Annotated in this window: 22 protein-coding genes and 1 pseudogene; 10 read left to right on the forward strand and 13 right to left on the reverse strand. The window is 68.4% G+C overall.

Annotated elements, in window-relative coordinates:
• Nucleotides 1–152 precede the first annotated feature (152 nt).
• The 4 genes from H7I57_RS20525 to H7I57_RS20540 all read right to left on the reverse strand — a co-directional run bounded on the left by H7I57_RS20525 (nucleotide 153) and on the right by H7I57_RS20540 (nucleotide 3,264).
• Nucleotides 153–569 (reverse strand): hypothetical protein, encoded by a 417-nt coding sequence (locus H7I57_RS20525; RefSeq protein ID WP_264025663.1) that lies wholly within the window; start codon nucleotides 567–569, stop codon nucleotides 153–155.
• A gap of 123 nt (nucleotides 570–692) precedes the next feature.
• A complete protein-coding gene (locus H7I57_RS20530; protein ID WP_264025664.1) occupies nucleotides 693–1,088 on the reverse strand; it encodes a hypothetical protein in 396 nt (131 codons plus the stop codon).
• 70 nt (nucleotides 1,089–1,158) lie between these two features.
• Nucleotides 1,159–2,265 (reverse strand): glycosyltransferase, encoded by a 1,107-nt coding sequence (locus H7I57_RS20535; RefSeq protein ID WP_264025666.1) that lies wholly within the window; start codon nucleotides 2,263–2,265, stop codon nucleotides 1,159–1,161.
• Nucleotides 2,266–2,349: 84 nt separating this feature from the next.
• Nucleotides 2,350–3,264: a dienelactone hydrolase family protein gene (locus H7I57_RS20540; protein WP_264025668.1), complete on the reverse strand. Its 915-nt coding sequence runs from the start codon at nucleotides 3,262–3,264 to the stop codon at nucleotides 2,350–2,352.
• 116 nt (nucleotides 3,265–3,380) lie between these two features.
• Between H7I57_RS20540 and H7I57_RS20545 the strand changes: the two genes are divergently transcribed.
• Complete coding sequence (locus H7I57_RS20545) at nucleotides 3,381–5,183, forward strand: N-acyl-D-amino-acid deacylase family protein (RefSeq protein ID WP_264025669.1); 1,803 nt, start codon at nucleotides 3,381–3,383, stop codon at nucleotides 5,181–5,183.
• A 46-nt stretch (nucleotides 5,184–5,229) separates the two neighbouring features.
• Nucleotides 5,230–5,646, forward strand: coding sequence for a nuclear transport factor 2 family protein (locus tag H7I57_RS20550; protein WP_264025730.1), 417 nt, complete (start codon nucleotides 5,230–5,232; stop codon nucleotides 5,644–5,646).
• Between the two features lie 48 nt (nucleotides 5,647–5,694).
• Here H7I57_RS20550 and H7I57_RS20555 read toward each other — a convergent pair whose 3' ends face one another.
• From H7I57_RS20555 to bfr, 5 genes are all read right to left on the reverse strand, one after another.
• Nucleotides 5,695–6,804 (reverse strand): amidohydrolase family protein, encoded by a 1,110-nt coding sequence (locus H7I57_RS20555; RefSeq protein WP_264025671.1) that lies wholly within the window; start codon nucleotides 6,802–6,804, stop codon nucleotides 5,695–5,697.
• Nucleotides 6,805–8,157 (reverse strand): type I glutamate--ammonia ligase, encoded by a 1,353-nt coding sequence (locus tag H7I57_RS20560; RefSeq protein ID WP_264025673.1) that lies wholly within the window; start codon nucleotides 8,155–8,157, stop codon nucleotides 6,805–6,807.
• Nucleotides 8,158–8,201: 44 nt separating this feature from the next.
• The gene (locus H7I57_RS20565; RefSeq protein ID WP_264025674.1) at nucleotides 8,202–8,684 is read right to left on the reverse strand and encodes a carboxymuconolactone decarboxylase family protein; all 483 of its coding nucleotides are present in this window, start codon (nucleotides 8,682–8,684) and stop codon (nucleotides 8,202–8,204) included.
• A gap of 19 nt (nucleotides 8,685–8,703) precedes the next feature.
• Complete coding sequence (locus H7I57_RS20570) at nucleotides 8,704–10,788, reverse strand: MDR family MFS transporter (RefSeq protein WP_264025676.1); 2,085 nt, start codon at nucleotides 10,786–10,788, stop codon at nucleotides 8,704–8,706.
• 106 nt (nucleotides 10,789–10,894) lie between these two features.
• Entirely contained in the window at nucleotides 10,895–11,374 is a 480-nt protein-coding gene (gene bfr, locus H7I57_RS20575) for a bacterioferritin (RefSeq protein WP_264025677.1), read from the reverse strand.
• Between the two features lie 251 nt (nucleotides 11,375–11,625).
• Between bfr and H7I57_RS20580 the strand changes: the two genes are divergently transcribed.
• Entirely contained in the window at nucleotides 11,626–12,258 is a 633-nt protein-coding gene (locus H7I57_RS20580) for a fatty-acid--CoA ligase (protein WP_264025678.1), read from the forward strand.
• A 3-nt stretch (nucleotides 12,259–12,261) separates the two neighbouring features.
• A complete protein-coding gene (locus H7I57_RS20585) occupies nucleotides 12,262–12,459 on the forward strand; it encodes a (2Fe-2S)-binding protein (RefSeq protein WP_264025679.1) in 198 nt (65 codons plus the stop codon).
• Nucleotides 12,460–12,462: 3 nt separating this feature from the next.
• Here the strand turns inward: H7I57_RS20585 and H7I57_RS20590 are convergent, their stop codons facing one another.
• Both H7I57_RS20590 and H7I57_RS20595 read right to left on the reverse strand, forming a co-directional pair.
• The gene (locus tag H7I57_RS20590) at nucleotides 12,463–13,218 is read right to left on the reverse strand and encodes an enoyl-CoA hydratase/isomerase family protein (protein ID WP_264025680.1); all 756 of its coding nucleotides are present in this window, start codon (nucleotides 13,216–13,218) and stop codon (nucleotides 12,463–12,465) included.
• The gene (locus H7I57_RS20595) at nucleotides 13,215–13,934 is read right to left on the reverse strand and encodes an EthD domain-containing protein (RefSeq protein WP_264025683.1); all 720 of its coding nucleotides are present in this window, start codon (nucleotides 13,932–13,934) and stop codon (nucleotides 13,215–13,217) included. Before H7I57_RS20595 ends, H7I57_RS20590 begins: the two co-directional genes overlap by 4 nt.
• Nucleotides 13,935–13,966: 32 nt before the next feature.
• Between H7I57_RS20595 and H7I57_RS20600 the strand changes: the two genes are divergently transcribed.
• Complete coding sequence (locus H7I57_RS20600; RefSeq protein WP_264025685.1) at nucleotides 13,967–15,979, forward strand: FUSC family protein; 2,013 nt, start codon at nucleotides 13,967–13,969, stop codon at nucleotides 15,977–15,979.
• Here H7I57_RS20600 and H7I57_RS20605 read toward each other — a convergent pair.
• The gene (locus H7I57_RS20605) at nucleotides 15,951–16,349 is read right to left on the reverse strand and encodes a hypothetical protein (protein WP_264025687.1); all 399 of its coding nucleotides are present in this window, start codon (nucleotides 16,347–16,349) and stop codon (nucleotides 15,951–15,953) included. The two genes, H7I57_RS20600 and H7I57_RS20605, sit on opposite strands and share 29 nt — an antisense overlap.
• Before the next feature lie 28 nt (nucleotides 16,350–16,377).
• A complete protein-coding gene (locus H7I57_RS20610) occupies nucleotides 16,378–16,941 on the reverse strand; it encodes a TetR/AcrR family transcriptional regulator (RefSeq protein ID WP_264025689.1) in 564 nt (187 codons plus the stop codon).
• Nucleotides 16,942–17,033: 92 nt separating this feature from the next.
• Here H7I57_RS20610 and H7I57_RS20615 point away from each other — a divergent pair, with 92 nt between their 5' ends.
• From H7I57_RS20615 to H7I57_RS20635, 5 genes and pseudogenes are all read left to right on the forward strand, one after another.
• Entirely contained in the window at nucleotides 17,034–18,494 is a 1,461-nt protein-coding gene (locus H7I57_RS20615; RefSeq protein WP_264025691.1) for an FAD-dependent monooxygenase, read from the forward strand.
• An 82-nt stretch (nucleotides 18,495–18,576) separates the two neighbouring features.
• Nucleotides 18,577–19,237 (forward strand): annotated as a pseudogene (locus H7I57_RS20620) (HNH endonuclease signature motif containing protein); the annotation flags it as partial.
• Between the two features lie 71 nt (nucleotides 19,238–19,308).
• Complete coding sequence (locus tag H7I57_RS20625) at nucleotides 19,309–20,004, forward strand: GntR family transcriptional regulator (protein WP_264025693.1); 696 nt, start codon at nucleotides 19,309–19,311, stop codon at nucleotides 20,002–20,004.
• 57 nt (nucleotides 20,005–20,061) lie between these two features.
• Nucleotides 20,062–21,480 (forward strand): allophanate hydrolase, encoded by a 1,419-nt coding sequence (locus tag H7I57_RS20630; RefSeq protein ID WP_264025696.1) that lies wholly within the window; start codon nucleotides 20,062–20,064, stop codon nucleotides 21,478–21,480.
• Nucleotides 21,477–22,178 carry a cysteine hydrolase family protein gene (locus H7I57_RS20635; protein ID WP_264025698.1) on the forward strand — a complete coding sequence of 234 codons (702 nt, stop codon included), beginning with the start codon at nucleotides 21,477–21,479 and terminating at the stop codon, nucleotides 22,176–22,178. The genes H7I57_RS20630 and H7I57_RS20635 overlap by 4 nt, the downstream gene beginning before the upstream one ends.
• The last annotated feature ends 2 nt before the right edge of the window (nucleotides 22,179–22,180 follow it).

The raw sequence follows: 22,180 nt of genomic DNA on the forward strand, positions 1-22,180 counted from the left end.
CCGTCGGCATCGAGATCATCAGGCACACCCCATGATCCCCTACACCCGCCACCGGCCCACCGTCGGCATCGAGATCATCAGGCACACCCCATGATCCCCTACACCCGCCACCGGCCCAGGCACCCCGCCCGGCGTGTTACTGACCCACGCTCCTAGCGCGCGGAGGCGTCCGGCTTCATCCGCTCAGCGGAGTTCGCGTCGTCATCGCGGGAGGTGCGGGGGCTACGGGGGTCGATCTTGTCGGCGTGCTCACGGCGGGAATCGAGATCCTCACGGGCGCTGGTGACCGTGTCGCGATGGGAGGCCGCGGTGTTCGCCAGCCTGGCGGCCTCGGCCGCCTTGGCATCTGCCTCAGCCTTGGCCGCATGGGCTTTGGCCTCGGTCTCCTCGAGCATGGCCGCCCGCTTCTCGACGTGCCGGCTTTCCTGATCGACCTCTTCCCGAATGCGGTCGGCTTCCTGCGCGCGGCGCTTGTTGCCGGCTTTCCGCGTGGCAAGGACCACGAGGCCGATGACCACGACCGCGACGAGAACGGCGACCACGATCCAGACCGCATTGTTGGTGTCCATGCCGGCTCCTTCGCTTCGAGGGCCGTCACGTTGACGGCCCCGTTGATTCGATGGATGCCCGAGCGCTGCGTCGCTTAAACCGGATCCTGGCAAACGCGGGCGGTCGCGCTGCTCATGACCTGACTACAGCGTGACGGTGATCGGACCGCTCTCCTGGCAGAACCTCTGCGGCGGATTCCCCTTGGACGCGCACCCGCGTCCCGTCGAGGTGTACGTGGTGCCCGGCCGGTAGGGCTGGAAGAAGACCTGGGCGGGCAGGATCCCGGTGTTCTGCGCGCACTGGCCGGGGCCGCTGGCGCCCTGCATCTGGATGCACGCCACCGTCTGGTACGCCACCGCGCCGTCGCATGCCCCGGGCGAGACGGTCGCTGTCACCACGTCGGTGCCGGACACGTTCACCACGCTGGGCGGGGTCAGCACGTAGTCACAAGGCGACGGCGTGGGCTGGGCGCCGGCGACAGCCACGGTCGAGCCGAGGACCAGCGTGGTGGCCGCGAGGACGGCGAACGTCCGGAACATCCCTGGATCGTATGCCACACCGGGTGCGCAGCGACCCGCATTGGACGGCAACGGTGCAGCCTGGCGGTCGTCAGTTCGCGCCGAGTGCGCGCAGCATACCCGCCGCCGACCTGGGCCAGCTGAACTGCTCGGCGCGTCGCCGTGCGCTGCGGCGGCGTTGTGCCTCCGGCCGGGACATCACCGAGGCCAGCGCACCGGCGATCGCGTGGGCATCGTTGTCGGCGGCGGCGCCGCTGTCGGCGGTGAGGATCTCGGCCAGCGCCGAGGTCCGGGATACGACCGCCGGCGTGCCGCAGGCCAGCGCCTCGAGCGCGGCCAGTCCGAACGTCTCGTGCGGACCCGGAGTGAGCGCGACGTCGGCGCTGGCCAGGATGCCTGCCACGGTCTCGCGGCATCCGATGTACCCGGTGAACTCGACCGGCAGCCCGTCTGCCTGGCGCTGCAACCGCCCGCGCAGCGGCCCCTCGCCCACTACGACGAGTCTGGCGTCTACGCCCGAATCCCGCAGTGCGGCAACGGTATCGATGCTGCGGTGGGCATGTTTCTCGACGGACAGCCGTCCGCAGTGCACCAGCAGGAGGTCGTCGGGTCCTGCCCAGCGTTCGCGCACGGCCGTCGACCGCCGCCGGGGGTGGAACTGGTCTAGGTCCACGCCGAGCGGCACCGTCAGCAGGTTCGTCGCGCCGATTCGGTCGAACTCCTCGCGGGCGAACGCGGTGGTGCACACCACGGCGTCGTACTCGGTTGCGGTGCGCCGGTTCGCGGCGTCGGCGACCGTCCGTGCCAGCGGTGCCGGGAGAACCTGTCCGACAAGCCGATCGAGCCGTTGGTGCGAGATCATCACGGTCGAGACGCCGTGCAAGCGGCCCCAACCGCCCAGTGAGCGCAGCGTCAGCCTGTCCGAGACCTCGAGCGCGTCGGGGCGTAGCCGCTCCAGCAGTGCGGTGACCGGACCCGGTAGCACGGCCCGGTAGCCCCCGGTGAGAGGGATCAGCCTGGCGGGCAGGGAAATCCGGACCACACCGGACGGCAGCGTGGTCGTCTGGGCGCGCTGCCCGGGCACGACGAGGAAGACCGTGTGCCCGGCCGCGCAGTACTCGGCGCCGAGTCGATCGATCGCGGTGCGCAGGCCTCCCGACCTGGGTCCGTAGAAGTTCGCCACCTGCACCACCCGCATTGCTGCATCAGAACCCGAGAGCGTGTGCGGGACGCAACGCCGGGTCGGCCAGTCGCCGAACAGCAGGTTGCCTGTGGGTGCGCGTCACCCGACGTGGGTGCTCAGCCACTCCTGCATTCTGCGCCACGCATCCGCGGCGGCGGCGGGGTCGTACCGGTCACCGGTGTCGTTGAAGAACGCATGGTTGGCGCCGGGCTCGGTCACGAGCTCATGCACCAGGCCGGCGTCCGAGAGCGCTGCCGCGGCTGCGGGCTCGGTGGCGTTGACCCGTTGGTCGAGTTCGCCGTAGAACGCGAGCACGGCGACATCGTCGGAGCGGGAGAAGTCGGGATCGTCGGGCGTGGGGCCGTAGAACGGGAAGGCCGCGGCCAATTCGGGCGCCCCGCTCGCGAGCAGTCGCCACACCAGCCCGCCGCCCATGCAGAACCCGACCGCCGCGACCGCGCCGGGGGTTCGGCGTTGCACCTCGGCGATGCCCGACTTCAGGTCGGCGACCATGTCCTGCGGGGCGAGATCGCCCAGCGCCGCCGTCGCCTCGGCCGGGTCGGCGAAGGTCGCGGTGCCGCCCCGGGCCGAGAGCAGGTCGATCGCGAGGCTCGAGTAGCCGGCGCCGGCGAGCCTGCCCGCCACCGACCGGACCCAGTCGTTGAGTCCTTTGTTCTCGTGGATCACCAGGATCCCGCCCCGAGGTTCGGGTGCTTGCGCCCAAGCGCCCTGCAGTTCACCGCGCGGCCCGTCCCAGGTCACCGGCGTGGTGGGCAGCGCGGCCTCCATGCCGGGCGGCGGGGCGCCGGTCGTCGGCGAGCCCGACGTCGCCGACGAGGTCGCGGTCGCGTCGTTGCTCTGCTGGTTCTGGCCGCAGGCGGCGATCAGCGCCGTCGCGGCGGCGCCCCCGACCCCGAGCAGCGCCAGCCGGCGCAACGCCTCCCGGCGCGACAGCAGACCGTCGACGTGATCGGTGGCGATTTCCTCGGCGATGTAGCGCTGCAGCGGGGTCACCTCCCCGATTATGCGCCCATTGCGTCGCCGCAGTTCAGAACGTCAGTAGACACTCGAGAAAATCTGTTCACAGATTTCGTTGACACCCGAGGGGGACGCGCTGTTCGATGAGCGGTGTGAGCACGGCTGCGACATACGAAACGATCATCCGCAACGGACGCTGGTTCGACGGGACCGGCGCGCCCTCGGCAGTGCGCACCCTCGGCATCCGCGACGGCCACATCGCCGCCATCACCGCAGGCGACCTCGACGAGACGGGTTGCCCACAGGTGATCGACGCCGCAGGCAAGTGGGTGCTGCCCGGCATGCTCGACATCCACACCCACTACGACGTCGAGGTGCTCGGTGGACCTTCGCTGTCGGAGTCGCTGCGGCACGGCGTGACCACCGTGCTGCTCGGATCCTGCTCGTTGTCGACCGTGTACGTCGACGGTCAGGACGCCGGAGACATCTTCGGCCGCGTCGAAGCGATCCCCCGCGAGCACGTCATCGACGCCGTGAACCAGGCCAAGACCTGGGCCAACGGCGAGCAGTACATCGCCGCACTGGAATCGCGCCCCCTCGGTCCGAACGTCGCGGCGTTCCTCGGCCACTCCGACATGCGTGCCGCGACGATGGGTCTGGACCGCGCGACCCGGCGCGACGTGCGCCCGACAAGAAGCGAACAGGCGCAGATGGAGCGCATGCTCACCGAGGCGCTGCGCGCCGGATTCGTGGGAATGTCCTCGCAGCAGCTACTTTTCGACAAACTCGACGGGGCGGTATGCCGCTCACGCACCCTTCCGTCGACCTACGCCAAGCCGCGCGAGCTGCGCCGGCTGAAGTCGCTGTTGCGCCGCTCCGGGCGGGTCCTGCAGTCCGGGCCCGACATCCAGAACCCGCTCAACCTCGGTTCCCAGCTCGCTCAATCGCTCGGCATCGTCCGTAATCCGCTGAAGACCAGCCTGCTGTCAGCCGCCGACGTCAAATCCAACCCGATCGCGGTCAAGACGCTGGGCCCGATGGCGCGGTTCATCAACCGGATGGGCGGGAACTTCCGCTGGCAGCATCTGCCGGTCCCGTTCGAGGTCTACGCCGACGGTATCGACCTCGTCATCTTCGAGGAGTTCGGTGCGGGTGCGGCGGCGCTGCATCTCCAGGACGAGGTCGACCGCAACGAGATGCTGCGGGATGAGTCCTACCGCAGGCAGTTCCGCAAGGAGTACGAGAGCAAGTTCGGTCTGCGGGTGTGGCACCGCGACTTCTTCGACGCCGAGATCGTCGAGTGCCCCGACGCGTCGGTGATCGGGAAGTCCTTCGGTGAGGTGGGCCGCGACCGGGGCGGCGTGCACCCGGTCGACGCGTTCCTCGACCTGATCCTGGAGCACGGCAAGGCGATGCGATGGCGAACGACCATCTCCAACCACCGCCCCGAGGTGCTCAAGAAGCTCGCCCGCGACCCCGCCATCCAGATGGGCTTCTCGGATGCCGGCGCCCATCTGCGCAACATGGCGTTCTACAACATGGGGCTGCGACTGCTGCGTCATGTTCGCGACGCCGAGCGCGCCGGTCACCCGTTCATGACCGTCGAGCACGCCGTGCACCGGCTCACCGGTGAACTGGCCGACTGGTATCGCATCGACGCCGGCCATCTCCGGGTGGGCGACCGTGCCGACATCGTCATCGTCGACCCCGAGCATCTGGATTCGGCGCTGGACGACTACGCCGAGGAACCGGTCGACCAGTATGGCGGGCTGTCACGGATGGTGAATCGCAACGACGACACCGTCACCGCGGTGTTCGTCTGTGGCAGAGTGGTTTTCGTCAACGGCGAGGCAACTCCGCTCGTCGGCAGGCAGCGCACCGGGCGGTTCCTGCGCGCCGCCCACAAGGCGCCCGCGGTGGTCGCACCGGAAGGGGCGTTGGCAAGTGTCGGTTGACGAGGTCCGGGACGGGAAGTCCACGGTCGAGGCAACGGTCCACGGGATGTGGGAGACGTTGTCGGCGCGCGACTGGGACGGCCTGAAGACCTATCTGTCGCAGGACTGCATCTATCTGGACATGCCTGTGGGCCCCGCCGCGGCCGCACGCGGACCCGAGGACATCGTCAAACGGCTGAAGATCGGGTTGGAGCCGCTGGCCTCCTACCAGAACTTCACCGGTCTCATGGTCAGCAACGGTAGCGATGTCATGTACGAGCACCGTGAGGAATGGCATTGGGCCACAGGCGAAGTCGCGGTACTGCAGTTCGTCACCGTGCACCGCGTCGAGGACGGCAGGATCTCCCTGTGGAAGGACTACTGGGATATGCGGGCGCTGGCCGACAACGCGCCGCCGACGTGGCTCGCGGACTTCGCGAACGCGGACATGTCGTGGGTGTTCGATGCGACCGACCTGGTGTGAAGGGTAAGTGAAGATCACCCGGCCCGGAAGGCTGATCCGCCGGGTGCGCTATCCCCCGAGTTCGTAGACGCGCCCGGCATTTTCGTGCGCGATCAGATCGACGACCCGGACCGCGTCGGCCTGGCTCCACTCGTCGGCGTCGATGAACCGCTGCAGTGTGGCGGCGATGCCGGTGCGCCAGAGGTTCGCGCCGAGGTAATGAAGTTCGGCGGGCCCGAAACCGTCCGACGAGTACAGGATCTTGCGGAACGGGGCCATTTCGAGCAACCGTGCGATGAACGCGGCCGAGCGCGCGCCGAGGTAGTTGATGGCCAAGCCGCCGTCGAGGTGGACGTTGTTGAACGCCTGCGCCAGGTAGCCGGCCTCGCGCTCGTACGGATAGCAGTGCAGCAGCACCACCGGGATGTCCCCGCTGACCCGCAGAAAGTCCAGCAGGTGAACGGGATTGGCGGCGTGCAGGTCGCAGTCGCGGTCGCCGAACCCGACATGGAACTGCAGTGGCTTGCCCAGCCGGATCGCTCGGTGCAGGCCGAAGCGCAGCAGCACCCGATCGGTCAGGCGGGTTCCGCCCTCGTCCCGCCAGCGGGTGGCCGCCGCGGCGACCTCGGCGGGAGAGGGCTCAGAAAGGTCGCCGAGGAAGCCCCCGCGGTAGGCCAGCACGGACTTGGTCGCCACGGCGTTGCGGGTCCGCCGCCACAGGATGTCGTCGAACGCCGAGGCGTAGTCCCCCGGCGCGGCCGCGGCCTGCTCGGCGACCGACTCCAGCCGCACCACCTCGCGCACCTCGCCGACCGCGAGTCGCGCCATGTCGTCGAGATCGGCCACCCCACCGGCGAATCCGGTGTCGACCAGCCATTCGGAGACGTGCGCCGCGGACAGGAACAACCTGGCCAGCTCGGGCTCGGGCACCTCGCACCGGCGTCGCCAGTACTCGTCGGCATCGGCGTGGCGGGGTAAACCCAGAAGCGGGGCGCAGTGCGCCCGCACCGCGAACCCGAGTTGGGTGTCGAAGGCCGAGTCGAACGCGGCCAGTGGCTCGGTGTTGGCCTCGTTGAGCGCGTTCTCCAGCCCGGGACGGTCACCGGGAGTGAGCCAGCAGCCGTGCACATGGTGGTCGACCAACGGCACGGCCGCGGCGTGCTCGCGCAGCGCCGTCACTCACACGCTCCAGGCCAGCCGGAACTTCTCGGCGAGCTGATCGGCGTCCAGGTCGGCGAAGTTGTCGTGCTCGTAGCGCCGGACCGCGACGACCGCGTCGACCACCTCGTCGCCGAGAACAGCACGCAGCAGCGGGGATCCGTCGAGCGCATCGATCGCCTCGGACTGATCCGGTGTGAGCAGGCCGATGCCCGCCTCGTCGCGCTCGGTCTCGCTCAGCGAGGAGGGGTCGACGGTGACCTGGCCGGGCACCGCCAGCCCCCGGTCGATGCCGTCGAGCGCCAGACCGAGGATCGCGGCCGACGCGAGGTAGGGATTCGCCGACGGATCGATCACCTTCACCTCGACGTTGCCGCCGCGTGGGTTGGCCGGCCCTGCGGGCAGGAACCGCACCGATGCCTCCCGGTTCTCGGTGCCCCAGCAGGTGTAGGCACCCGACCAGGAACCTGGTTGCATCCGCAGTCCCGACAGGATCGAGCCGCACAGCACCCCCTGAGCCTGTTCGAGACCGGCGAGCACTCCGGCGACCGCGGCCGCGCCCTCAGCCGTCATCCCGCCGGGCTCCTCGCCACCCGAGAACAGCGGCGTCTGCCCCCGCGTGAGCGAAAAATGCTGGTGTGCACCGGATCCGACGCTTCCTGCGAATGGCACCGGCGACAGGCTCGCCCGCATGCCGTAGCGCCGGGCCACCCGACCGACGATGATGCGCATCATGATCAGCTGGTCGGCCGCCGCGACGGGTTGCAGCGGGGCCAGCGAGATCTCGAACTGATTGGCGCCGTACTCGGGATGAAGTTGTTCGATCGCCACCCCCGAGGCGTTGGCGGCGTCGGTGACATCCCGGACGAATCCCTCGAACTCGAGGACCCCCGCGAGGCCGTACTGTGCCCACAGATGCGAGGGCAGCCGCTCACCGCAGGGACCCACGAGCACGAACTCCATCTCGTGGCCGATCTGGGCCTCGATGCCCGCGTCGGACAACTTCGCCTGAACCCGGCTCAGCGCCCCGCGGCTGCAGTGCAGGGCCGGTGACCCGTCCTGGTGATGGAAAGAGCCTGGGGCCCAGGCCAATCCGTCACCGAGGATGCGTAAGGCGCCCAGGTCGATACGGATTCGTTGATCCCCCACGACCCCGGTGGACTCACCGAACACGATGCCCGCCTGGTCGATGGCGAACACATGCCACACCGGGCTGGCGCCCAGCCCCGGATCGGCGAACGCTCCCATCCGCCGAAGCGGCACGGTTTTGGCATGCGTGAGTCCCGCAGGGTTGACGACCGTGCCGATCAGGGTGGCGACGCCGTCGGCCTCGAGCTGGGCGACGGCTGCGGCAGCGAGGGGTTTGGCGGCCATGTCAGCAATCCCTACCAGTCACAGTGCCGCCGCGCCAGGTGAATCTACAGCGTGATCTTGCAACTCTGACCGATGTCGAGGGTCCGCAGCATGCGTCCCATGCCGACCCACATCGCACACGAGATGGCCAGGTCCGTCAGCAGGTCGTCGTCGAAGTGCGCACCCGCGCGCTCCCAGAAGTCCTCGTCGTCGCGAAGGCCGGTGTGGTCGGTGGCGAAGCGATGCGCGAACTCCATCGCGATGCGCTCGGCGTCGCTGTATCCGGGCCAGGTCTGCCACTCGGTCGCGTGGTCGTAGAACTGCTCGTCGACACCGGCGGACTCCCCCTCGGAGTCCCGCGTGTTCTGGCAGACGACGCATTCGTTGGCGTGCGCGATCACGATGCGGGCGGCTTCGCGGACCCGCAACGGAAGCCTGCCCTTGGTGTACACCGCGTGACTGAAGCCGGCCATCGCTGCGCCCAGTTCCGGTGACTTCACCGCGAACCCGGTGACGTCGTCGTCGGAGAAGTCTCCAATTCGGCTCATTCGCGCATCGTACGCCGCGTCATTTCGCCGTCGTGGGGAGTTCGGTCCGGTCGTCGTCCCAGTCGCGTTGCACCAGAACCCGCAGTGCGATCCGCTCCAGCGCGGCTTCGACATCGTCGCGGTCCGGGCGGCCCTCGAACGTCGGAGAGGAGGCCAGCTTCTCAACGATCCGGCTGACCAGCGCGGCGGACGCGATGTCCACCTGGCGGGCACCCGATTGTGTCAACCACACCCGGTCACCGGTGCGCAACGCGTGCCCGCAGTCGACGAGGCGGCCGAACGTCGGCTCGAGGACCTCGGCGGGCACCCGCAGCCGCTCGGCGATCTCGGTCAGCCGTGCGGACCCGAAAACCTGGCTCTGGCGGTAGATCTGGATCAACGCCCACAGCAGCGCCACGTCGGACTCGCAGCCGTGCGTTCCCGCGATGCTGCGCAGCCGGATCTCCGGGGACTGCCGCAGCACCCGGCCGACGGCGGTCTCGAGCATCTTCTCGGGTGAATCGGTCGCGGGCATGCCGAACCCCTCGCCCATGTCGACGGCGGAGCCCACCTCCATCTCGCGCAGCGGCACCTGCTTGAGCGCCAGCGCCACCACGAATCCGACCAGCGCCACCGGGGCCGCGCACAGGAACACCATTCCCAGCGAATCGGCATAGGCATCGACGATCGGCGCCGCCGCCTTGGGCGTGAGCTGGTGCAGCAGCTGCGGAGACTCCGCGGCGCCAGGCGGCGCCCCGCCGATGGCCAGCGCCGCGGTGATGCGGCCGCCGAGGAAGTTGGCGAACAGCGAGCCGAAAATGGCTGCACCGAAGGAACTTCCGATGGTGCGGAAAAAGGTGACACCGGACGTCGCGACGCCGAGATCGGAGAAGCTCGCCGTGCTCTGCACGATGAGGATCAGCACCTGCATGCACATCCCGATGCCGGTACCCAGCATGAAGAGGTAGGCGCTCTGCTGGAGCAACGGTGTGCTTGCGTCCATCTGGGACAGCAGCACGAAGGCCACCGTCATCACCGCGGTCCCGGCCACAGGAAAGATCTTGTACTTGCCCGTGCGGCTGACCAGGACCCCGCTGCCCGTCGACGTCAGCAGCAACCCCGCCACCATCGGCAGCGTGCGCAGGCCGGACTCCGTCGCCGACACCCCGTCGACGAACTGCATGAACGTGGGCAGGAAGGTGAGCGCACCGAGCATCGCGAAGCCGACGATGAACGACAGCACGCAACACACCGTGAACACCGGGTCGGCGAACAGCCGGATCGGCAGGATCGGTTCGGCCGTGCGCAACTCCACCCGGACGAAGGCCGCCAGGACGATCGCCGATCCGGCGAACAGCCCGATGATCACCGGGGAGGTCCACGCGTAGGTGCTGCCACCCCAGCTGGTCGCCAGCGTGAGCCCGGAGGCGCCCACCCCGATCAGGACGATGCCCCGGTAGTCGATGGTGGGACGGCCCCGCCGGCCCAGCGCCGGGATCGTCGCGACGGCGACGAAGAACACGACGACCGCGATGGGAACGTTGATCCAGAACGCCCAGCGCCAGCTCAGGTGATCGGTGAAGTACCCGCCGAGCAGCGGTCCGATCACGGTGGTGACGCCGAACACGGCGCCGAGGGCGCCCTGATAGCGGCCGCGGTCCCGCAGCGGGATGACCTCACCGATCAGGGCCATGGCGGTGACCATGATGGCGCCGCCGCCGACGCCCTGCAGCGCACGGGACGCGACGAGCATCGTCATCGACGAGGCGATGCCGCACAGCACCGAGCCCGCGAGGAAGAACACGATCGCGGCGCCGAACACCAGCTTGCGGCCGAACAGGTCACCGAGCTTCCCGACGATCGCGGTGACGATCGTCGACGCCAGCAGGTAACTGGTGACGACCCAGGACTGATGTCCCGCACCGCCGAGGTCGGCGACCACCGTCGGCAGCGGCGTGGCCACGATCGTCTGGTCCAGGGCGGCGAGCATCATGCCGAGGAGCACCGCGACGAAGATGAGGTTCCGGCGTTGGGAGCCGACCGGCGCCGCCTCGCTGGGCGCGCTTTCGGGGAGCGCGCTTCTGGGGGGCTCGCCTTTGGCGGGACGGGCCGACGGGGACGTCATACCTGCCTTCCTGGATGACCGAAATGACTCCCACTACATCGTTAGACGATCTAGGAAAGTTACGGTGCCCAGGTCGGGCTTTCCCGCGCAGACCTACTCCGAACCGCTACTTCGGCGGGCGGGCCACGCACTGGGCGGAGTACAGCTCCTCGCCGAGCTTGCCCATCAGCTCCAACTGGGTTTCCAGGTAGTCGATGTGGAGTTCCTCGTCGGCGAGGATCTTCTCGAACAGGTTCGCCGACGTGGCGTCGCCCTTCTCGCGACACATGATGATGCCGGGCTTGAGGCGTCCGACCACCTCGTACTCGATCGCGAGGTCGGCCTCGAACTGCTCGCGCAGCGTCTGACCGACACGCAGCGAGAACAGCCGCTGATAGTTGGGCAGCCCGTCGAGAATGAGGATCCGATCGGTGATCTCCTCGGCGTGCACCATTTCTTCGAACGATTCTTTGCGGGTGTGCTCCGCCAATTCGGTGAAGCCCCAATTGTCCTGCATCTTGGAATGCAGGAAGTACTGGTTGATCGCCGTCAGTTCGCTCGTCAATTGCTCGTTGAGCAATTTCAGAACCTCGGGATCGCCTTGCATGATCGCTCCTAAACACCTTGATGACTGATCGCGTGCGCTATCTACACGGGCTGTGTGCGAGGACTTTCAATCTAGTGCACACGGGCCACCGAGCGCGCATCATTGTGACTGCGCGAGGCGTGTTCTCGCGGTGTTTGCCGACAGGGGGCGCAGTCGGCGCCCAGATCAGCCGGGTTCCCTGGACTGCCTAGGCTAAGTAAGGTTAGACTCCGCTAACTGTATCGGGACGTGAAGGCAGGTGAGGATAGCCAATGGGTGAGTACGACCTGCACTCATTCATTCTCGCCTGTGATTTCCGCGTCGACGATGTCGACCTGATGTGGAAATGGCTCAAAAAGCATCACGACGGGTTGGCGTCGATGGGCGCCCATCACGTGGTCCTGTATGAATCGATCTGGGAACCGCGCCGAGTCCTGGTGACCATCGGAATTCGGCACTCGCACTCTATTCGGGATGTGCTGAGATCGCCTGCCATATTCGAGTGGTTCAACATCTCGGGGGCCGACGACATCCCGCCGATTTTCGGCGGCGAGGTCGTCGAGAAGATCGACCTCGATCCGCCCACCCCCGAGCAGCACATCGGCCGCGTCGTCGTGGGTGTCATGTCCTCGGTCGACGACGTGCAGGCGCTGATGGTCAAGGTGAACGACGGTCTCGACCGGTTCAAGGCGGGCGGGGTCCGCAAGATCTGGGTCTACCGCGCCCTCGACGACGGGCAGGAGGTGCTGATCCTGCAGGAGATCGCCGACGAGGTCAGTGCCCGGCAGTGGATCGAGCATCCGGACGCGGCCGCGGAATGGATGAGCAAAGCCGGTTTGGGTGCCTACCCCACTCGGTTCGTCGGCAGGTTCGCCCATCTCATGAGTGTCGGCGAGCAGGGGTAACCGATGTTTGTCTGCCTGTGCACCGGAACCACGAGTCACGTGGTGAGCGAGGTGGTGGCCAACGGCGCCAGGACGTCGAGGGAGATCGCCGCCGCGTGCGGCGCCGGTGGCGACTGTGGCCGATGCCGGCGAACCCTGCGGGCGATGATCGAAGCGCATTTCGCCGCCGCCGACGCCACGCCGGAGAGCATCACCCGCTGACGGTCAGGCCTTGCCCTGCCCGGTGAAATCCGCGAGAGCAGCGGCGTTGGCGGCACCCCCGAGCAACTCCATGAAGTGCGCATTCTCGCGTTCGGTGGCCTCGGCGATGCCGGTCCGGTACGGGTCGACGATCGTCTGCTTGACCGCCACCAGGCTCGGAATCGAGCGGGACGCCAGGATCTCGGCGTGCCTGCGGGCCTCGGGCAGCAGGTCGTCCGGCTCGCACACCTTCCACGCGATGCCCATGCGTTGCGCCTCCGCCGCGTCGACCCACTCCGAGGACAACAGCAACCAGGCCGCGTTCTGCCTGCCGATCAACTGCGGCAACAGATAGGACGACGCCGCCTCCGGCGCCACACCCAGGCTGGTGAACGGGCACTTCAGCCGCGCGGTCGACGCCATGAACACCAGGTCGGCGTAGCCGAGGATCGTGGTTCCGATCCCCAGCCCGACGCCGTTGACCGCACAGATCAGCGGTTTCGGCAGCTCGGTCAGCGCGGCGATCATCGTCGAGAAGTGGCTGCCCGTGTTGATCGACGCATCCTCGATGCGCGCCTGCATCTCCTTGAGGTCGTTGCCTGCGCTGAACGCGCGACCCGCCCCGGTGATCAGGACCACCGCGACGTCCGGGTCGACGGCGGCTTCGCGCAGCGCGGTCGCGGTGGCGAGGTAGAGCCCCTCGTTGAACGCGTTGAGGGCCTCGGGCCGGTTCAGAACCAGGGTGCGGACCCGGTTGTCGTCGCTGATCTGCAGTGTCACGGCTGCAGCGTATCGGCCGGTGCAAACGGTGTGCGAAGCACGTAGCGGCTCGTCGGCACGGTGTCGACGTCGCGGTTGGCGCCGAACGCCGACGTGCTGGCCACCATCCGAGCCATCCGATCGTTGAGGTCGTCGTCGTCGGCCGCGCCGAAGAACGCGTGCAGATCTGCCGTCGCCTCGATCGGGAACAGTTCCTCGACGATCGCCGAGATCGCGGGCGCATCGTCGGTCAGCGCGCGCACCACGGCGTTCTGCGTGTAGCCGAAGGTCGACTGGGTGTCGATCGCGACCTGCGTGTGGTCGTCATGCCAGCGGGCGAGCCAGGTGGCTTCGTCCATCTCGGCGGGTCGGCGCAGCAGCGCGACGTTCGCGAAACCGGGGGTGCGCTCGCCGGGATCGGTGCGCGGAGGGGTGAGCGGCACCGACTCGGTCACCAGGTACGCCGCGACCTGGTCGCAGAGTTCGCTCAACAGCGTTGTGGCCGTGTGGATCTGGGTGCCGTAACACTGGGGGGTCCACATGCTGACGAATGCGATCACCGGCGGGTCCAGCGTGGTGAGGGTCATCAGCGACTCGGTGACCGCCGCGTCGCGGACGTTGATCGCCAGGCCGGGAACCCCTGTGTCGAGCAGCGTGCGGGCCACATCGGTCCGCAGGCGGGTGCACCACGCTTCGTCGCCGGGAGTTCCCCGAAGGGTGATGATGACTTTCTCCACTGGCCGAACATAGCCCGGGCCAGAATGTACGGGTGATCAAGGGCCTGACGCTGCGACCGGCCATGCCGGACATCGGCGCGGTCCTGCGCAGCCTGCTGGGCGTCGTCGCGGTCACCCTGTTCGCGCTGTCCTGGGGTCCGCCGGCGTCGGCGACCGCCACGGCCGTCGCGGCGGCGGTCGCGGGTGCCACCGCGCTGCAGGACAGCCCACGGGGCCGGATCCTGCTGGTCGTCGGGGTGTCGGTGTTGATGGGATCCGCGGTCCTGCTCGGCGCGTTGACATCGGCGTACACCGCACTGTTCGTGGTGATGGCCGCGATCTGGAGCTTCGGTGCGGCGATGCCGTGGGCGCTCGGTGTCCCTGCGGGTTCCATCGCGGCGGTGTCGGCTGCGCTCGTGGTCGTCGCTGCGCCCGACGCGCCGACGACGTCGTCGACGCTGGGTGCCTTCGCGGTCGTCGTCGCCGGTGGCCTCGTGCAGGCGGGCCTCATCGCGGTCTGGCCGCAGCGCCGCTGGCGCGTGCAACGCGACGCGCTCACCGAGGCCTATCGGTCGCTCGCCGCGGACGCGGGAAGGCTCGCCGACGGCACCGGCGATCCCGCCGCGTCATCTGGGCCGGCCGTCGACACCGAACCGCTGATCGCGTTGCGAACCGCGTTCACCCTCGTCGACGGCCAGGCGCGGCGCCGCCCCGCCGAGTATCGCGACTGGTACCTGCTACCAGAGCGGATCGCGACAACGCTGACCGACCTCGCCGGCCCGACTGCGGCGAGGAAGGTGCTGACCGCGGCAGCAGACACGCTGGCGGCGGTCGCGGAGACCCCCCGCTCCCGCGACGACGCCGACGCGGCGATTCGCCGCCTCGACGCTGCGGTGGGCGAGCTGTCTGGACCTGAAGCCGCTGTGGCGCAGCGGCTGTCGACGCAACTTCACGAGGCGGCCGCGATTCGGCTCGGGGATTTCGTGCCGTCCTCCCCCGATGTCGTCCGGCTTCGGCGACCCGAGCTGAGAACTTCGGCGCGGTCGGCGATCGCGCTGATGCGCAGTCACCTCGACCGGCATTCACCGGTGTTGCGGCACGCCGTGCGCGTCGGCGTCGCGGTGGCTGCCGGCGTCGCTGTTGCGCGCTATGCCGATGTCACCCATGGCTACTGGATTCCCCTCACGGTTCTGATGGTGCTTCGGCCCGAGACCGCGCACACCTACACGCGGTGCGTGGGTCGCCTCGCGGGCAATGTCGTGGGAATCGTGGTGGCGTCGTCGGTGCTCCTGCTGAATCCAGGAGGCGCGGTGTCGACGGTGCTGGCGGTGGTGTTCGTCGGCGTCGCCTACGCCGTCGCCGGATTCGGTTACCTGGCGTTCTCGGCGGCGCTGACCGCCGCCGCGGTGTTCCTGGTCAACATCGACCGGGCATCCGGTGCCGCGACCATGCGTGAGCTGTTGTTCGCCACGGTGGTCGGTGGTGCGATGGCGGTGCTCGCCCACGTTCTGCTGCCCGACGACGGCCTCACCAGGTTGAGCCAGCGGGCAGGCGAGTTGTTGAAGACGGAAATCGACTATGCGGCAACGGTGATCAGGGCCTATGTCCACGACCTGGATCACCCCTCCGACGCCTTGGCCGCGGCCTGGGAGCGGGCGTTCCGCGCGCGCGCCGCGTTCGAGGCCGCGGCGGGCGCCACCCGCTTGGAGACGCGTGAGCTGCGGCACTGGCTTCAGTCGTACCGCGCCGCCCTGAACGCGGTCACGACGTCCTGCACCACGCTGGAAGCCAGCTTCCCCGGCAACCCCTCGACAGCGTGGCGCAGTGAGTTCGTGCTGGCTGTCGACGAATACGTGGAGTTGCTGTGCGGTGAGCCGCCGACGCCGGCGTCGCCGTGGACCGTGGACACCGCGGAGTTGGCGGCCGCCGAGCAGCGGTTGCGCGACGCGGTATCGGTGGATGGTTCCGGGACGGGTCCGGCGCGGGTGCTGGTCGCCGAGGTCGCGACGATCACCCGCCACCTGTCGGCGATCGCGGTCAGTCCCGGGCCCACCGCGGCTCGATGAAGACTCCCTCGGCTTCGACGGTCACGCCCGTGTCGTCGCCGAGATGGCCCACCACGTAGGTCTTGAACCCCTCGGTGTGCGTGACCCGGGCCTCGGCGTGCACGCGACCCAGCGGGGCGTTGCCCCACGGCATCGAGTCCCCGTCGGAGCCGAACTGGATACCGAACGACTGGTCGCGCTGTTTGGCGCGCAACCGCGAGGTGGCGGAATCGATCTCGGCGGTGGCGGCCGCCACCTCGTCGGCGTCGACCTCGGTGCGGATGGTCGCGTCGACGAGCTCGCGCACCGCCCGTGTCAGGGGTTCGTAGACAGCCTTGAGTCGTTCGACATCGGCCGCGCTGAGATTCTCGACGTGTGTGTAGTCCAGCACTCCTCGACTAGAACACGTTCGGAGTTCGTCACGGTGGAGCGGGGCCGACGAGGAGGTCGCGGATCACCGGCCGGGCCCACCGGATTAGTTCGTCGTGGTTCATCGCCTTCGCCGCCGGGGCTTCCAGGACGTAGCGCGTCGTCGCCATCCCCAGTACCAACGAACCGATCAGGGCCGCCCTGGGTCCGGGGTGATCGCGGGCCACGGCGGCGATGGTGGGCGCCACTTGCGTCGCGAACACCTGACGCATGGTCGCTGCCGCGGTGGAACTCGTCATCGCCGCGCGGAGCAGTGCGACGAACGTGGTGTCTGCCTCCCAGACGGCGAAGAACCGTTCCAGCAGGGCATCGGCCATGTCGTCGGGGCAGCGGCCGGTCAGGTCCGGCAGATGGATGGTGAACTCGGCGGCGGCCGCGAACAACTGCTGCTTGCTGCCGAAGTATCGGATGACGAGCGCGGGATCAACGCCGACGTCGCCGGCGATCGCGCGCAGCGTGGTCCGCTCGTAGCCGCCACTCCCGAACCGACGGCGCGCGGCCGCCAGGATGTCCGCCCGGGTTCCCTCGGCATTACGCGCGCGTGTGCGGACCATGCGGTCAGCATAAGTCACCGGGTGTTGACATCGTCTCGAACCCGCGTATCTTATAAGTCACCAGATGTTGACTTAGTGGTGAGGAGCCCGCGATGGTCCAGTCCCCGGAAGTGCCCGTCCTGATCGTCGGTGCCGGACCCACCGGCCTGACCGCGGCGCTGGAACTCTCCCGCCTCGGAGTCGCGGTGCGAATCGTCGACCGCGCCGCGCGGCCGTCGTCTGAGTCCCGCGCCCTGGCAGTCCAGGCGCGCACCCTGGAGTTGCTCCGCGTCCGCGGTGTCGGCGAGGGGATGCTCGCGTTGGGAAACCGGGCGAACTCTGCCGCGTTGTATGCCGGGGGACACAAACTCGCGCCTATCGAATTGCAGCGGATGCCAAGCGAATTCAACTTCATCCTGATGCTTGCGCAGTCCGAGACCGAACGCCTTCTCACCGAACAGCTGACTCGGCAGGGCGTCAAGGTGGAACGCGGCGTCGAAGTGCTCTCGGTACGTCGTGCGGGCCCGGAGCAGCCCGTCGAGGTGACGCTGCGCAGCGGCGACGGTCCCGAGGAGGTGCTCACCGCGTCGTACCTGATCGCAGCCGACGGTCCGCACAGCACCCTACGCAAGGCGCTGGGTGTGGCGTTTCCCGGACGCACACTCCCCCACAACTACGTGCTCGCCGACCTGCACATCGACGGCGACGTCCCGCAGGATCAGGTTTCGATCTTCCTGGCCGGGGGCGGATTCATCGCTGTCTTCCCGATGGGGCACCGCAGGTTTCGGCTCATGGCGACCGATCCCGACAAGATCATCGGCGACGACGGAGAGCCGACCGTCGCGCAGATCCAGTTCCTCTACGACCGGGCCGCGCACATCCCTGCGCGGTTGCACACACCCAACTGGAGTTCGCGGTTCCGCATCAACAGTCGGCACGTGCGCGCCCTGAGATCGGGCCGGGTGTTCTTCGGTGGCGACGCCGCCCACGTCCACAGTCCGGCCGGTGGGCAGGGCATGAATCTCGGCATCCAGGACATGATCAACCTCTCCTGGAAGCTCGCCATGGTGCTCGACGGACGGGCGATGCCGGAATTGCTCGACACCTACGATTCCGAGCGGCTCCCCGTCATCCGCCGGCTCATCCGCTTCACTGAGATCGGCACGAGAATTTTCAATTCCACCAATCCCGTGGTGCACGCGGTGCGGATCCGGATGGCTCCGAGGGCACTCTCCCGTGACCGGGTCCAGAATGCCGCCGCGTCGATGTTCGGCCAGCTTTCCGCCGGTTACCGCGACGCCCCGTTCGCCGAAAACGGCGGCGGTGTCGGCGAACTCCGCGCAGGCGAGCGAGTGCCCGATGTCGGAGGGTTGTACGACGCGCTCGACCTGTCGGGGCTGACGCTGTTTGTCGGCGACGAGTCTGAAGCGGTCGTCGAGTTGGGGCGCACCTGGGAAGGTGTCGTCACGGTCCGAGAGGGTTTGTCCAGGCGCCTGGCACGTGGCTGCTGGTGCGCCCCGACGCCTACCTCGCCGCCGCGGGTGTCGATCCTGTCCGGTTGGACCGGTGGCTGAATAGGTGGTTCGTCAAGCCGGCGGCGCGAGCCCACTGAATTCACTTGTGCCACTGTGATTTCCCTGGTTGTGGGTTTCGGAGGCTCAGCGCAACCACGACGCGCTCGTCGCGATGGGACAGATGGCGTTGGCGTCTGGAGATCTCGGAAGACACAACGGGCTACCCGTCACCGTGATCGCCACCGCGACGGTGCAAGACCTCGAGAAGGGTGCGGGGCTGGCGGTCACCGGCGGCGGCACCCGGCTACCGATCCCGACGCTGATCCGGATGGCCGCCCGTGCCTACCACTACCTCCACATCTACGACAAGCACACCAGCGAGTCGCTGTATCTGGGCCGCACGAAGCGGTTGGCGTCAGCCGCGCAGCGGATCGTGCTCCATGCCCGGGACCGGGGCTGGGCCGCACGAAGCGGTTGGCGTCAGCCGCGCAGCGGATCGTGCTCCATGCCCGGGACCGGGGTTGCACGCGACCAGGCTGCACCGCGCCGGGCTAGTGGTGCCAGGCTCATCATGCGGTCACCGATTGGAGGAACGACGGCCACACCAACATCGACGAACTCACCTTCGCCTGCGGACCCGACAACCGGCTCATCGAGAAAACCGGCTGGACCACCCGCAAACGCCCCGACGGCCGCACCGAATGGCTCTCCCACCACCAGCGCTCGACCGAGGCCTGCGACGAGTCAACAACTACCACCACCCCGAGCGCTACCTACTCCCCGAAGACGACGAGGGTCCATGAGAGCGGTTGCGGGACAACAGGGTACGGCTCTCTGTCGACGGGGCGTGCAATAGTTCCTACCATGGTGACCCATGGCCGCGCCGAGTGACGACCCGTCGCGCCTTCCGTTGCCCGCGACCCTGGTCGAAGTAGCGAGCCACCGGCTGCGGGACGCCATCCTCAGCGGGGACCTCGCTCCTGGCGACAAGATCGTCGAAGAGCAGCTGTGCGGCGACTTCGGGATCAGCAGGGCGCCGCTGCGTGAGGCGCTGCGGCTGCTCGCGCAGCAGGGCCTGGTCGAACACCTCCCCCGGCGCGGATCGCGGGTGACCGAATGGTCGCCGACCGACATCCTGCAGCTGTTCGGGCTCCGTCACGTCCTCGAACGGCACGCCATCGAAACCGCACTGCCGCTTCCCGATCCCGGGCATGCCCTCGAGCCCGTACGCGCCGCACTCGAACGGATGGACGCCGCCCGGGACGCCCTCGAGCGCGACGACGCCCACCGGGCCTTTCACGCCGCGGTCGTGGGACTGGCCGCCAACCGCCAGCTGGACATCACGCTGGAACCGATCCTGCTCAAACTGCAGCTCCCGATGGCCAAGAACCTGCGCGAGGAGGCCCGTCACCGCGAAGGCGGTGACGGCATCGAACGGCACAAGGCGATCCTGTCGGCCCTGGAGCGCAACGATCCCGCCGTGGTCGTCGAGGCGCTGCGCGACCACGGCCACCTGCACTACCTCGGGTTGGAGCCCGGGGCCGCGGCCGGTCCGGCGGCCGAGCGCTAACACAAACGACACACGGCGGACCCGAGTTCGCCATCATTCTGTCGACAATCGACAGTTATGGTCGACGCCCTCCGTTCCAGCGGACCCTCCATCGGGCCCTCCGTCGCCGAGATCCTGGCCTCGCACGCCGGCGGCACAGGCTCGCCCACAAAGACCGCTGCCCGGGTGGCGGACGCGATCGCGGCACGCGGCGACGACGGCGTCTGGCTGTCCACGGTTCCCCGCGATCAACTGATCGCCGCGGCCGAGGCCATCGAGAAGCGGCCGGGTGCCCGCACGCTGCCGCTCTACGGGGTGCCGTTCGGCGTCAAGGACAGCATCGACGTCGAAGGTGTCCCCACCACCCTGTCGTGCCCGGACTACGCCTATCTCGCGACATCCACCGCCCCCGCGGTACAGAAGCTCCTCGACGCCGGTGCCCTCTATGTCGGCAAGACCAGCCTCGATCAGTTCGCGACCGGACTGAACGGAACCCGCACGCCCCACACCATCCCGCGCAGCGTCTACGGCCACGAGATGATCTCGGGCGGCTCGAGTTCCGGCTCGGCGCTGGCGGTGGCGCTCGGGCAGGTACCGTTCGCCGTCGCCACCGACACCGCCGGATCCGGACGGGTGCCCGCCGCGCTCAACGGCGTCGTCGGCTTCAAGCCGTCACGCGGGCTGATCAGCACCGTCGGCCTGGTTCCCGCCTGCAAATCGCTCGACTGCATCAGCGTGATGGCAGGCTCGATCGACGACGTCGACCGCGTGCTCGACGTGATGGCAGGCCGCGACGACGACGACCCCTGGTCGCGCGAGCGCGGTCCCCGCTACTCCGGCGCTCCGATCAGGGTCGGGTTGCCGCCCGAGTCCGAGCTGGAATTCTTCGGCGACGGCGAGATGCGGCGCGCGCACCTGGCGTTCCGGGAGCATCTCGCGCGCGCCGCGACGATCGTCGACGTCTCGCTGGAGCCGTTCCTTGCCGCGGGAGCACTGCTCTACCAGGGGCCGTGGGTGGCCGAGCGGCTCGTCGAGTTCGGCGATTTTCTTGCCGCGCAACCGGACTCGATTCATCCCGTGGTGCGCGAGATCCTCTCGAGCGGACACCGGTACACCGCCGTCGACGCGTTCGCGGCACTGCAGACGCTGCAGGAGCTCAAGGCCGCCGTCGGCCGTGTTTGGCGACACATGGACGTGCTGGTGGTACCGACCATCGGCACCACGTTCACCGTCGACGAGGTCCTGGCCGCACCCATCGACTGCAACACGATGCTGGGCCACTACACGCACTTCGGGAATCTCCTCGACCTGCTGGGCGCCGCGATTCCCCTCGGCGTGACCGCCGATGGTCGCCCCTGCAGCGCCATGTTGCTCGGCCGGGCGCTCAGCGACGACATCGTGCTGCAGCTCGCCGCGCAGCTGCTCGACGAACCGCGAAGGCATGCCGGGCTCACATCACCTGCCACCGTCTCGATCGCCGCCGAGGAGCACCTGTGACACTGACCATCGACGTACCCGCCGAGCCGTCTGCGTTCCCGATCGTCGCGGGCAGGACCGCGCTCATCGTGATCGACATGCAACGAGATTTCCTGCTGCCCGGCGGGTTCGGCGAGAGCCTCGGCAACGACGTCAACCAGCTGCTCAAGGTGGTCCCGCCGCTGGCCGCCCTCATCGCCGCTGCCCGTGCGGCGGGCGTCATGGTCATCCACACCCGCGAAGGCCATCAGCCCGATCTCGCCGACTGCCCGCCCGCCAAGCTCAATCGGGGAGCGCCCTCGAAGCGCATCGGCGACCAGGGAAAGTACGGCCGCATCCTGATCCGGGGCGAGTACGGCCACGACATCGTCGACGAACTCGCCCCGATCGACGGCGAGGTCGTCATCGACAAGCCGGGCAAGGGCGCGTTCTACGCCACCGAGCTGTCCGAGGTCCTCACAAGCGCGGGTATCACCCAGCTGCTGGTCACGGGCGTCACCACCGAGGTGTGTGTGCACACCACCACCCGCGAGGCCAACGACCGCGGATACGAATGCCTCGTCGTATCCGATTGTGTCGGTTCGTATTTCCCGGAGTTTCAGCGCATCGGGCTGGAGATGATCAAGGCGCAGGGCGGCATCTTCGGGTGGGTCGCCGACACCGCGGCGGTCATCCCGGCGCTCGGTCGCCTCACCACCACCCCCGTCCAGGCAGTCTGAGA

This window comes from Mycolicibacterium pyrenivorans, from assembly GCF_025821625.1.
Taxonomy (GTDB): Bacteria; Actinomycetota; Actinomycetes; order Mycobacteriales; family Mycobacteriaceae; genus Mycobacterium; species Mycobacterium pyrenivorans.